This is a genomic window from Sporosarcina sp. E16_3, assembly GCF_017347125.1.
In the GTDB taxonomy this organism is placed as follows: Bacteria; Bacillota; Bacilli; order Bacillales_A; family Planococcaceae; genus Sporosarcina.
On the sequence record NZ_JADPRX010000004.1, the window covers coordinates 38,223 to 50,945 of the forward strand.

Below are 12,723 nucleotides of genomic sequence, written 5' to 3' on the forward strand. Positions count from 1 at the left end.
TGCTTCGAGTTCTTTGCTCACTTACCTTTTTTTCGGAAAGCTGCAACAAAAAAGCCGTCGCTGCCAAAGTGTTGCGGAAGTACTTGAAGAGTATTATCTTCAATCGCTAATTTCTCGTTACCTGTAAGTTGTGGCAAAGGAATTTTCTCCATATCCGTATGACGCTGTAAGAACTGTTCAACCATTCCTTGATTTTCGGCATACTCCACTGTACACGTACTGTAAACAATGACCCCGTCCGATTTAATCAATTCACGGGCCGTATCAAGCAGGTCTGATTGAATAGACGTCAACGCATCGAAATCAGCTTGCGTTTTATTGTACTTAATTTCAGGTTTTCTACGGATAACACCAAGACCACTACAAGGAGCGTCGACAAGAATACGGTCGAACGAAGACAGCTCGTATAGCTCAGTTAGTTTCCTGCTGTCCCCACTTAATGCTTTAATTGACGTTAAACCAAGGCGAGTCGCATTTGCTTCAATAAGCTTCAGTTTATGCTCATGTAAATCATGCGCGAAAACTTCCCCCTCATCGTTCATTTTTTCAGCGATATGAGTTGTTTTCCCTCCCGGCGCTGCACACATATCAAGCACTTTCATACCTGGTGATAAATCAAGGGCAAGGACAGGTAACATTGAACTTTCGTCTTGAATCGTGATAAGCCCCTTTTTATAGGCTTGTGTATTAGCAGGATTGCCACTATCTGAAATGATACACTCCGGTACAACCTCGCCTTTCCTTACTTCAACGCCTTCTGATTCGAGTAAAGCAATGACTTCTTCTGTCGTAGCTTTTGCTGTATTGACACGGATCGTCATCGCTGCTGGATGGTTATTTTCATGTGCCATAATAGCTGCGTCTTCCTCACCAAATTGTTCAATCCAACGCTTGATTAACCATTCTGGATGACTCGTTTCGATAGAGGTTTTCAACGTACCATCTTGCATTTCATCAAGTGAACGGACGCCTTTGCGCAATACGGAACGAAGAATACCATTTACAGTTGGAGCTATCCGTTTGTGACCGCGTCTTTTTGCAATTTCAACTGCTTCGTGAACAACAGCATGCGGAGGAATTTTCGTTAAATAAACGATTTGATATAACGATAACCGAAGAAGCTCTCGAACCCAGCCGTCTAATTTACCACGGACAAACGGCTCAAGATAATAATCGAGCGTCATGCGGTGTTGGAGCGTACCATACGTCAATTCCGTTAACAAGCCACGGTCTTTCGTTTCGATTCCATACTTTTCAATTGTTCTGTGCAGCAATAGATTACTATAGGCTTGATGATCATTTATCTCCATCAATATTGAAAGGGCTGCGTCTCGGACGTTGCCGTTCCATATTTTCTTTTTCGGTCTAGTATTCATAGTCATTCAAAGTGATCCCCTTTACTCCATTTAGATCCCGTTCCGCGGATAAATTCATCCGCTAGCATCCGTTTTTTTCCGGCTGGTTGAAGATCCGTTATTGCTACAGCGATATCATCGCCTGCTTTGACAATAATACGATCACTTTCGATGGCAATAATTGTCCCCGGTAACGCACTGTCAGTTGTATGGATTTTCTCACTCCACCAAATCTTAACGTTTTCATCTTGAAATACGGTATAGGCAACTGGCCAAGGATGAAGTCCACGGATTTTATCATAGATTGCTTTCCCGCCTTTCGACCAGTCAATCCGTTCTTGTTCACGGGAGATGTTACGTGCAAATGTCACGAGTGATTCGTCTTGAACTATTTGCGTATTTGTTTCGTTTAAAATAGATGACAATGTCTCTTTCAGTAGTGCTGTCCCTGCCACAGATAGTGCCTTGAACATACTCCCTGTGTGATCCGTATCAGAAATAGGCACTGTCACTTGTGAAATGATATCGCCTGCATCAAGTTTTTCGACCATATACATGATTGTGACGCCCGTTTCGGTTTCACCATCCATGATCGCCTGGTGAATTGGCGCACCGCCGCGATATTTTGGTAATAAGGATGCGTGTACATTTATGCAACCGAGCCGTGGAACTTCCAACAGTTCCTTCGGTAAAATCTGGCCAAATGCTGCAGTCACGATTAAATCTGGTTTTAGCGCAATAATTTCTTCAAGCTCAGTGGAACCTCTCAGTTTTTCAGGCTGAATAATCGGCAATCCAAGTCGCAATGCTTCAACTTTTACTGGTGGAGGTGTTAAGACTCGCTTTCGTCCGACTGGCCTGTCCGGCTGAGTGACGACCGCCGCGATAGTATGTCCTTCATCAAAGAGCATTGTTAGAACAGCTACCGAAAACTCTGGCGTTCCCATAAAAACAATCTTCGTCATTGCAGCTCACCTCCACCGTTTTCCCCAACTATCTCTTCTTCTTCTTCTAATTCAGACGGATCGACAACACGAATGATTTTCGAATCAAATAATACGCCATTTAAATGATCGATTTCATGAAGAATCGCACGTGCTTCATAGTCTTCGGCTTCTAATTCATAAAGTGCGCCATTGCGCTCCTGTGCTTCAATACGAACAAAAAACGGTCTTTCTACCTCGCCAAATAATTCTGGGAAACTGAGACAGCCTTCTACCTCTATTTCTGATCCTCCGGTTGCTGTTACAACAGGATTGACCATTTCAATGACATCCTGTCCTTCGCCCATATCAACGATTGCAACACGAATAGCTTCACCAATTTGAGGTGCAGCAAGGCCAATACCATCCGCCGCCACCATTGTGTCGTACATATCATCTAACAGCTTTGAAAGCTTCTTATCAAATTTCACTACTTCTTTACATTGTTGTTGAAGAACCGGAGCCGGATGCTTCACAATTTCACGTATTGCCAAATCTATTCCTCTTTTCTGTCTTGTTATCTAAGATGTTATTTAACCTTGTACTGCGGGTGTGTTTTGACATGAAAAATGCACGTCTAGACTCAAGGCGCTTTTGCTTTTGTTTAGTATATAGATGCAGGTTCTACGTCAACGGTCATTGTCAGTCCTGATTTAATCCAGTCCGTCCGGTAGTACTTAATGAGCTGTTGCAGCGTTTCTGTCAACTTCGGCTCTTTTTTGTATTTTATCAAACATTGGTAGCGATATCTATTGTTCACTCGACTGATAGCGGAAGCAGTTGGTCCTATAACGACTGTGCCCGCAGATAAGTTCTGTTTCAGGTAGCGAGCTCCCTTTTCTGCAAAGTCCGCTACTTTCAATAAATCCTCGTGCGTAAACTGAACAAGCGTGACGAAATAGAATGGTGGATAGCCATATTGTCTTCTGGCTGCCATTTCCATGTTATAAAAAGGTTCATAATGCTGCACTTTCGCTAATTCGATTGCGTAATGTTCGGGGGAATAGGTCTGGATGAAAACCTCTCCAGGTAATTCGTGGCGTCCAGCTCGTCCACTTACTTGCGTCATCAATTGAAAGGTTTTTTCAGCGGCACGGAAATCAGCTAAATGGAGTGTTGTATCAGCAGCAAGCACACCGACAAGTGTAATATTTGGGAAATCTAGCCCTTTTGCAATCATTTGCGTCCCAAGCAGGATATCGGCTTGTCCTTCGCTGAACTGCCTAAGAAGCCGTTCGTGTGAACCTTTTTGCCTTGTTGTATCAACATCCATTCGCAGGACACGTGCTGTAGGAAACAGTTTCGCTATTTCTTCTTGTGCTTTTTGAGTCCCAGTTCCAAAAAACCGAATATGTTCACTCTTACATTCAGGACATACGAGCGGCACTCGTTCTTCATGACCGCAATAATGGCATTTCAACTGTTCGTGCGCACGGTGATAGGTCAGCGAAATATCACAATTCGGGCATTCAACGACCGTACCGCAATCCCGGCAGAGTACAAAAGATGAAAAGCCTCGCTTGTTCAGAAACAGCACGATTTGCTCTCTTTTTTCCAATCGGATACGGATCGCTTCCGCAAGCGGCAATGAAAACATCGAACGATTACCAGTCTTCAATTCCTCTCGCATATCAACTACTGTTACCGTTGGCAAGGCCTGATTTTTTGGTCGTTTCGTCAGTGTAAGCATTGTATATACACCCTTTGACGCTCGTGCATATGATTCAAGTGATGGCGTTGCACTCCCTAGAATAACGGGACAATTGTAATATTCCGCACGTTTAATCGCAACGTCTCTTGCATGATAGCGCGGTGTATCGTCTTGCTTGTACGTCGATTCATGCTCTTCATCGAGAATGATGATACCGATATTTTCAAACGGGGCGAATACCGCCGATCTTGCTCCGACGACAACCTTTACTTCCCCCCGTTTTATTTTCCGCCATTCATCATACTTTTCACCAGCAGACAAAGCACTATGCATAACTGCCACAAGCTGACCGAAACGTTCCTTGAAGCGTGACGTCATTTGCGGTGTCAATGATATCTCCGGAACAAGGACAATTGCTTCTTTGCCTTTATCCAAAACGCGTTTAATGGCACGTAAATACACTTCTGTTTTTCCACTACCCGTTACACCATGAAGAAGGAACGTTTCTGCTTGTTGACCATCTGCGGACGCTGCTATATTATCAACTGCGATTTGCTGTTCGTCAGTCAACTGTTCGGGTATTGCTGTATCTTTCAATTGGGGTGCATCAGGTTCACGGTACACTTCAGCAAGTTCTTCGAAAGCCGCGCCTCTTTCTATGACAGTTTTCAGCACAGCCGGTTGAATTCCCGATTGTTCTATCAGTCGTTTTGCACTGATTGTTGTCCCTGCATATTCCAACATCCAGCGAAGTAATTCTGCTTGTTTTTTCGCATTGGAATGAATGGAGTCTATTAAAGATTGAAGTGTTGCCTCGTCTGCCATTTTAATCATGCGCACTTTTTTCACAGCAGTTTTCTGCCCTACAGCCGTATCAACTGTGACAATCCCTTGGGTCGCATACCTTTTTAACGTTTTCATCAATTCTGCTGAGTCTACTTCTTTCAACTGAATCCGTTTCCTACCCGCAAGAAAAGCTTTAAAGTCAGCGTCTTCAATTCGTTCTGGTTCTTCGACAATGATGAACTTTTCATATTTTGCACGCATCGCTGCAGGCAACATCACTTGAAGTGCATCAATTTCATACGATAACGTTTCAACCGCGAGCCAACGCGATAATTCAAGCAATTCACTAGATATGACAGGGTCCAAATCTATAAGTTCATCAATCGGTTTTATTTTTCCAAGTGCAAGCTCACTTTCTACCTTCAATCTTGTTACATAACCAAGTACTTTCCTTGGTCCAAACGGTACTTTCACTCTAGTTCCAGGTTCGATTACAGATTCCAATGCTTTTGGAACGAGGTAATCAAACGGCCTGTCGATTGGATAAGCCGCTACATCTACAATGACTTCAGCAATCATTTAGTTGTTCGCTTTCTTCTTTAATAATTGTTTCCAGCAATAGAATAGCAAGTTCTTTTTTCGGCATTGCTCGGAATGGCTTATGTGTACCGTTTTTCGATAGAAGTGTAACAACGTTCGTATCCTTCCCGAATCCTGCATCCGGATCAGTCACGTCGTTGATAATAATATAATCAAGGTTTTTACTTTCCAGTTTGCCCATGCCATAGCCAACTGCATTTTCAGTTTCGGCAGCAAAACCGACAAGGATTTGCTTCGTTTTCAAAGAACCGATTGTTTTCAAGATATCAGTTGTCCGTTCAAGTTCAATAACAGAGTCCCCTGCTTGTTTCTTCATTTTTTGGGGATGAATCTCTCTCGGTCTATAATCTGCTACAGCAGCTGCTTTGATAACGATTGCCGCATCATCAAACTGTGTTCGGACGGCTTCAAACATCTCCGCCGCACTTTCAATATCAATGACAGTTACTCCCATAGGCTTGTCCAATCCGACAGGTCCCGAAATTAGGACGGTGTCAGCGCCAATCTTGGCTGCTGCTTCCGCCATCGCATAGCCCATCTTGCCGCTTGAAAAATTTGATACATATCGTACCGGATCAATCCGTTCACGTGTCGGACCTGCAGTGATCACAACTTTCTTTCCAGAAAGCGGAAGGTATTTGGACGATGTGAACCGTTCTGTAATCAGTTCTACAATCTTTTCGGGTTCTTCCAATCGTCCTTTACCTACATAACCGCATGCCAAGTAGCCTTCAGAGGGCTCGATGAATTTATAGCCATCTTCGTGCAACGTAGTAATATTTCGGATAACTGCTTTATTTTCATACATATGGACATTCATAGCAGGGGCAATCCAGACCTCAGCCTGCGTAGCTAAAAGTGTGGTCGTTACCATATCGTCAGCAATACCATTCGCAAGTTTACCAATTACATTCGCTGTAGCCGGAGCAACAACGACAAGATCAGCCCAATCTGCCAAATCAATATGGGCAATCACACGTGAATTTTTTTCATCGAACGTATCGAAAAAAACATCGTTTCGTGACATCGCCTGGAATGTCAGTGGTGTGACAAATTCCTTTGCTGATTCGGTCATAATGACCTTTACGTCCGCTCCTGCCTGCGATAACTTACTTACAAGTGCAACAGCTTTATAGACCGCGATTCCGCCAGTTACACAAAGGAGGATTTTTTTATTCAACAACATGATCTCATCCCTTCTAAAAATGACAAACTCCCAAAGAAAAACTCGTTTCTAAGGGAGTATCACGTTTATTTATTTATGATATGAAAAGCGTAAGGAGCCGTTTAACAAATGAACGCAGCCTAAGTTCGCCACGTCCTGTGGCAACAGCTGCATGACCTACATCCTGTAGGCCCGCGACAGGCATAAGACGGACCGGCGAAGCGGCGTCATTTGCCGCGTGGCTGGGCTGACTATCAGGGAACGCAGCCTAAGTGCGCCGCGTCCTGCGGCAAAGGCTGCGTAACTCACTTCCTGTGAGCCTCCGCGCGTCTGGCGACTGAAGCCTAGACACCATTTCCAATCGCAAATCCCACTGTCTTTCAAGTACCAAAACAGCTGGCCCTATTAAACTTCGTCTTCATAGACGATTGATTCGTCCGATTTCTTTTTAGATAGTACACCTGCCGCTACTTCTTCAAGCGCTTTGCCGACATTCTTATTCGAGACATAAGAATTAAGAAGCTTAGTGCCTTCTTCTTGCATTTGACGTGCACGTTTTGAAGCGAGTGTCACAAGTGTGTATTTCGAGTCAATTTTTTCTTTTAGAGAATCGATTGATGGAGTTAACATTGATTATTCCCCTTTCAGCATACCTAGATAGATTTTTTCAACACGTTCTCTGCGGCAATGTTCGGCAGTGACAATGGCATTGATGCGATCGCATGCGTTTGCCACTTCGTCGTTTTCTACGACGTAATCGTACAAATTCATCATTTCGAGTTCTTCACGCGCTTTCAAAATACGTGATGCAATGACATCGGCTTCTTCGGTACCTCTTCCTACAAGTCTGTCTTCAAGTTCCGACAAACTTGGCGGTGCAAGGAAAATGAATAATCCGTCTGGAACTTTGGCGCGCACTTGTGCCGCTCCGACAACCTCAATTTCGAGGAATACGTCTCTACCAGCGTCAAGTGTTGCATTAACATAATCAAGCGGAGTACCGTAATAATTGCCTACGTACTCAGCATATTCAAGAAGCCTATCTTCTTCAACCAACCGTTCGAATTCAGCTCTCGATTTGAAAAAATAATCGGAGCCATCCACTTCACCTTCGCGCGGACTTCTCGTCGTCATCGAGATCGAGTATTCATAATTCGTATCCGGTTGTGTAAAAAGCTCTTTTCGAACCGTCCCTTTGCCTACACCGGAAGGTCCAGACAGAACAATTAGAAGCCCACGTTGTTTGTACATGCAATCCCTCTTCTTATCTAATCTAATTTTACAATGGAGCTTCGGCACAATCACGCCGGCTCCGATCGTTATTGATCGAAACAATCTGTTCATATTATACCATATATGCTTGTTGTAGTGCTAAAATAGGGAAAAACGATTTGAAAGAGGAATCCTAATGGCATTTGATGGTTTATTCACAACGGCTATGGTGCAGGAGCTGCAAGTCTTAAAAAATGGACGCATCTCTAAAATTCATCAGCCGAACGCGCAAGAAGTCGTATTTCTTATCCGTGCAGACGGTAAAAATCAAAAACTACTAATTTCAATTCACTCGGCGTATTCACGTATCCAACTAACAGAAGAAGCGATTACAAATCCTTCTGAACCACCTTTGTTTTGCATGGTTTTACGTAAACATTTAGAAGGTGGGTCGATTACTTCTATCGGCCAATTCGGGACAGATAGGATTATCACGATAGACGTTAAGGCAAAAAATGAAATTGGGGACGATATTAACAGACGGTTGTATGTTGAAATTATGGGCAGACACAGTAACTTGCTGCTTGTAGATCCCGACCGCGATATCATCGTTGATAGCATGAAACACTTACCTCCATCGGTGAATAGTTACCGTACAATACTGCCGGGGCAACCTTTCATCCCCGCCCCTCCGCAGGATAAAGTGGATCCTTTTGCGCTGACAGAGGAACAATTTAACGGGTTGCTACCTGAGCTAGAAAATGCCCGAGACGTCGTCCAACGATTTTCAGGTTTTTCACCAGTTAATGCTGAAGAATTAGTATACCGCTTAAAAGATGCTTCGGCCGCGGATAAATTCATCGTCTTCACATCACTCCTTGGTTCATTCAAAGGAATGGCTAGCACACCAAACATTTCTGAAATCGGGCCAAAAACCGTATTTTCAGCGACGGCGCTAACACATGCAGATAAGACGATTGCGGAATACGAGACGCTAGGTGATTTGTTGGATAAAGTCTACTTCGCTCGTGCTGAAAGAGAACGTGTGAAGTCACAAGCCGCGGACTTAGAGCGTTGGCTCGACAATGAAGTTGCTAAACTGAATTTGAAAGTGAAGAAACTCGTAAAAGAAAGAGAAGCCGCTGGAAAGCTAGATACATTCCAACTTTATGGAGAATTGCTTACTGCCAATAGTTATGCCATTGAAAAAGGTTCAACGGAAGCGACTGTCGTCAATTATTATGAAGAAGGGACAACGGTAACGATTCCGCTAGACCCTAGAAAATCACCGATTGATAACGCGCAGCGGTTTTATTCAAGGTATTCTAAAGCGAAAACAGCACTTATTATGATCGCTGAACAGCTTGAAAAAACGGCAGAAGATATCGCCTACTTTGAAATGATTAAACAACAAGTACTACAAGCATCCCCTATAGACATCGCAGAAATACGTGAAGAGTTGGCAGAACTTGGTTTTCTGAAGGCTCGCAAATCAAAAAGGAAACCTAAACCAAAAAAACCAGTTCCTGAAACATTTGTATCATCTACAGGTGTGAAAATCTCAGTCGGCAAGAACAATAAGCAAAACGACTATTTGACATTCAAAATTGCTACTAGGGACCAAATTTGGCTCCATACAAAAGATATTCCCGGGTCTCATGTATTGATTCATGATGCGAATCCTGACGAAGAAACAATTCGTGAAGCGGCAATCCTTTCCGCCTATTTCAGTAAGGCGCGCGGGTCTTCAGCCGTGCCGGTTGATTACACCGAAGTACGGCATGTGAAAAAACCGAACGGCTCTAAACCTGGATTTGTTATCTATTTTGAACAAAAGACAATTTTAGTCACTCCAGATGAAGATACTGTTATGAAGCTTAAGAAATGAAAAAAAGCTATTCCATATGGAATAGCTTTTTTTCATTTCAAGAAGTATATGCTTTCCTATTATTATTCCACTCTTCCTATATACCCACGAGTCTACGCTAAATGGATACACCGTACCAAATCACTTTAGCAATTATCTTGAAGTCACCCTCCGACTTGAACGGGACTATACAATCACGAAAACTTTTATCGGTTGATTCCGGACTTAAGACGCTCACTTTTTGCAATTCGATTCTTCTATAACGTCTGACGGCATATTCATTATCAAAACAGTAAACGGCAATGTCACCATCTACTAAATCATCCCGTCCGATTTTTCTCGCAACGATAGTAGCCCCTTCTGAAAAAAGTAAATCCATACTTTCTCCACTTGCTTTGTATGCAATCATTTTTTTGTCCTTCGGGTATTCTCCTTTGAAACTGGCGGGCGGTTTAATAAATTCAATCTCATCACTTCAATGCCATCTGTAAGTAAAAATGAAGCCGCTGAAATAGACGGTAAGTATGGAATGGTTATCGTCTCAGCTGTAGGAAAAGAGTTCTCTTTAAAGAAGTATTCCATCGAAACGTCAAAATAATTTGCCAGTTGCTGTAAGGCCCCAGACCTGGGAAATTTATGACCCTTTTCCCATTCCGAAATCGTTGCTTGGCTCATCCCAATTGCTTCAGCAAGTTCCACCATCGTTACTTTATTTCTTTCCCTCAATCGCTTCAAACGATCGGAAAATTGTTCTTGAATAAGATTGGAAACGAATAGAACCTCCATTTACTTCACACACTGATTGTACATAATTTTAGGGGTGATTTTATTCGATATAAAAAAACATGTGAAAATACTCCTATAAAACCCTTCTTGCGATATCACTTTTAGTAATATATAATTACATGTATAGGAGTAATTTATATGACATCTGAAAAAATAGTGCCATTTTACCTACACCAAATACTTCATTCTTTGTGATTAAAATACGGGGTGAATTTGCTGAAAGCTTAGGTATCAGTACAACAATATATGATAAATGGGAAAAGATTCTTCCAACATTTCTTTTAATCATATATTAAGGTGGAAGAGATATTTCAAGTGCCATCCAAGTATTTTTTTCGAAAAAGATATAACTTTAAGTAATCCAGAAAGAATAAATCGTCAGTAAAACCACTTAATAACTTCAACAAATGTTAATGTCCTGTATTCAAAGAAAGTTGTCAAAAAGTTAACCCATGATAATTTTCTTTGAATACAAGACACGGAGTCTTCGTTAAATATTACAGAGAGGTGTTGTTTTGTTAAGGTGGTCAATTTAGATTCTATAGATGACGTTGGGTTAGTTATTTCAAAAATTATGGACAAACAATCAAAATCGTTTCAAACAAGTTTAAAGGATTTCCAGGTGTTATTAGATGAAGGTAAATTAGAGATGGTTATTCTGAAAAATGTCCTATCTATTTATAATACGTTAGAAACCCTACATAAAGAGATGAAAATTGATAACCAAGAATTCAAGCAACGCACTGAATCCTTAATCAATATTGTTCAACTTGTGGGCGATGTAAACGCAAATCATATACATAGACGCAAGCCTTGAATTGATCAAGGTTTGCCTATAATATAGAAAAATGCTTATAATTAATCCGGATGAAACTTAGTTATAAATGTATGTAAAAAATGCTATTCCACGATGGTCTTATCCATCGCGCAATAGCATTTTCTATTTTTAATACTTTTTTTGGAGGATAGCATCATGCTCAAACTCCCAAAAGTTTACTCTGACGCTTTTTTACTTTTATCGATTCTATTATAGTCAGACAGTTGAATCACCCGAGCATCGCGGGTATTCAATTCGTGGTAAATTCCTCTGCTATCCCGAAACGAAATGTATCGGTCTCGCTCACTTTGGATTAGCTCTTCCGCTTTTTCTTGAGACTCCATATAAATAAACCTTCTTATATAATGCTCTTCATCAAAGAAATAGGTTACTTTGAATTCTTTCATTCGATACACCTCCTGATATGCCTAAGCAGTCTAGTCTTGCTATGGACCAGTCAATTTTTCGTTACGTTTTTCCATTAACTCTAAAAATCAAGTCTGTCCATTTCCTTTCATACCTATTCTTCAACTTTTGATAAGCGATATTCAATAAGAGAATTCAAATGTAAGTAGTATATTCTGGTGTTTTCATACAATCTTTTGACAACTGATTTTTGCTGTGGTTTGATTATAGAATAGATGGACAATTAAACTAGCTATGTTGAAATATAGAATCTCATTGAATCCGCTGCGGCGCTAGGGGATGCCTTCGCTTAGTTTATATAGGTAGTTGTAGGCTCAACATAACTAGCTATCACTTCTTTTAGAAAGTGGGTATACCTCAAATGACAATTACTAGTGCTGAATTAATAAACTTATCAATCGGATTACCGAAAAAAATGAAATACGGTACTGATAAAGAAATGGATACTGGCATATGCAAAGAAACAATTGAGACGGTCTTTTTATCGAAGGATGGCTTTCGAGGAGATGGTGTAGCAGACCTTCGGCATCATGGGGGGCTTGACCGCGCTGTTTGTGTCTATCCACATGAGCATTATTCGCTTTGGGAACAGGAACTTAACAAGCCCCTACCACGTTCGGCTTTCGGGGAGAATATAACAGTCACCAATATGTTAGAGCAAGACGTTCATATTGGTGACATTTTTCGTCTCGGTGATGCTATCATTCAAATATCGCAAGGAAGAATTCCATGTAGCACGATTACAAAGAGAACCGATATGCCTCCCCTTCTCAATAGAATGGTGGAAACCGGTTTCACGGGATATTTATGTCGTGTTTTAGAAGAAGGCACTGTACGAAAAGATTCGACAATTGCATTAGTAGAATCTCATCCAAAACAAGTGTCCGTCCTTTTTGCCAACCAGATTTATTTTCATCATCCAAAAGATATTGAAGGTATCCAAAAAGTATTAGACGTTCATGAATTGGCTCTTGATTGGCGAGAGCGGTTAACTAAGCGATTGGAGACATTAACAAATTCAGTTTAAAAATTTTCTGTATAATCTTAGTTGAGTTACTAGAAAAAAAAGCTATTC

At 41.5% G+C, this 12,723-nt stretch carries 13 protein-coding genes; 3 read left to right on the forward strand and 10 right to left on the reverse strand.

Annotation, left to right across the window (positions count from 1 at the left end):
* Positions 1 to 17: 17 nt before the first annotated feature.
* The 7 genes from rsmB to gmk form a co-directional block, all read right to left on the reverse strand.
* A complete protein-coding gene (gene rsmB, locus I2483_RS04845; protein ID WP_207174243.1) occupies positions 18 to 1,376 on the reverse strand; it encodes a 16S rRNA (cytosine(967)-C(5))-methyltransferase RsmB in 1,359 nt (452 codons plus the stop codon).
* A gap of 2 nt (positions 1,377 to 1,378) precedes the next feature.
* Complete coding sequence (fmt, locus tag I2483_RS04850; RefSeq protein ID WP_207174156.1) at positions 1,379 to 2,320, reverse strand: methionyl-tRNA formyltransferase; 942 nt, start codon at positions 2,318 to 2,320, stop codon at positions 1,379 to 1,381.
* On the reverse strand, positions 2,317 to 2,832 hold the full coding sequence (gene def, locus I2483_RS04855) for a peptide deformylase (RefSeq protein ID WP_186671283.1): 516 nt from the start codon (positions 2,830 to 2,832) through the stop codon (positions 2,317 to 2,319). Before def ends, fmt begins: the two co-directional genes overlap by 4 nt.
* Positions 2,833 to 2,942: 110 nt before the next feature.
* Positions 2,943 to 5,354, reverse strand: coding sequence for a primosomal protein N' (gene priA / locus I2483_RS04860; protein WP_207174157.1), 2,412 nt, complete (start codon positions 5,352 to 5,354; stop codon positions 2,943 to 2,945).
* Positions 5,344 to 6,561: a bifunctional phosphopantothenoylcysteine decarboxylase/phosphopantothenate--cysteine ligase CoaBC gene (gene coaBC, locus I2483_RS04865; protein ID WP_207174158.1), complete on the reverse strand. Its 1,218-nt coding sequence runs from the start codon at positions 6,559 to 6,561 to the stop codon at positions 5,344 to 5,346. The genes priA and coaBC overlap by 11 nt, the downstream gene beginning before the upstream one ends.
* Positions 6,562 to 6,945: 384 nt before the next feature.
* The gene (gene rpoZ / locus I2483_RS04870; protein WP_207174159.1) at positions 6,946 to 7,170 is read right to left on the reverse strand and encodes a DNA-directed RNA polymerase subunit omega; all 225 of its coding nucleotides are present in this window, start codon (positions 7,168 to 7,170) and stop codon (positions 6,946 to 6,948) included.
* Between the two features lie 3 nt (positions 7,171 to 7,173).
* Entirely contained in the window at positions 7,174 to 7,791 is a 618-nt protein-coding gene (gmk, locus tag I2483_RS04875; RefSeq protein WP_207149120.1) for a guanylate kinase, read from the reverse strand.
* A 157-nt stretch (positions 7,792 to 7,948) separates the two neighbouring features.
* Here gmk and I2483_RS04880 point away from each other — a divergent pair, with 157 nt between their 5' ends.
* Positions 7,949 to 9,640 carry an Rqc2 family fibronectin-binding protein gene (locus I2483_RS04880; protein WP_207174160.1) on the forward strand — a complete coding sequence of 564 codons (1,692 nt, stop codon included), beginning with the start codon at positions 7,949 to 7,951 and terminating at the stop codon, positions 9,638 to 9,640.
* Positions 9,641 to 9,737: 97 nt separating this feature from the next.
* Here I2483_RS04880 and I2483_RS04885 read toward each other — a convergent pair whose 3' ends face one another.
* Together I2483_RS04885 and I2483_RS04890 are read right to left on the reverse strand one after the other, a co-directional pair.
* On the reverse strand, positions 9,738 to 10,028 hold the full coding sequence (locus tag I2483_RS04885; protein ID WP_207174161.1) for a S24 family peptidase: 291 nt from the start codon (positions 10,026 to 10,028) through the stop codon (positions 9,738 to 9,740).
* Positions 10,025 to 10,405, reverse strand: a complete 381-nt coding sequence (locus tag I2483_RS04890) for a helix-turn-helix domain-containing protein (protein WP_207174162.1) — start codon at positions 10,403 to 10,405, stop codon at positions 10,025 to 10,027. The genes I2483_RS04885 and I2483_RS04890 overlap by 4 nt, the downstream gene beginning before the upstream one ends.
* Before the next feature lie 523 nt (positions 10,406 to 10,928).
* On the opposite strand from I2483_RS04890, the gene I2483_RS04895 reads away from it, so the two are divergent.
* Complete coding sequence (locus tag I2483_RS04895; protein WP_207174163.1) at positions 10,929 to 11,222, forward strand: hypothetical protein; 294 nt, start codon at positions 10,929 to 10,931, stop codon at positions 11,220 to 11,222.
* A 176-nt stretch (positions 11,223 to 11,398) separates the two neighbouring features.
* Here I2483_RS04895 and I2483_RS04900 read toward each other — a convergent pair whose 3' ends face one another.
* A complete protein-coding gene (locus I2483_RS04900; RefSeq protein WP_207174164.1) occupies positions 11,399 to 11,629 on the reverse strand; it encodes a hypothetical protein in 231 nt (76 codons plus the stop codon).
* A 380-nt stretch (positions 11,630 to 12,009) separates the two neighbouring features.
* Between I2483_RS04900 and I2483_RS04905 the strand changes: the two genes are divergently transcribed.
* Complete coding sequence (locus I2483_RS04905) at positions 12,010 to 12,675, forward strand: MOSC domain-containing protein (protein WP_207174165.1); 666 nt, start codon at positions 12,010 to 12,012, stop codon at positions 12,673 to 12,675.
* Positions 12,676 to 12,723 lie beyond the last annotated feature (48 nt).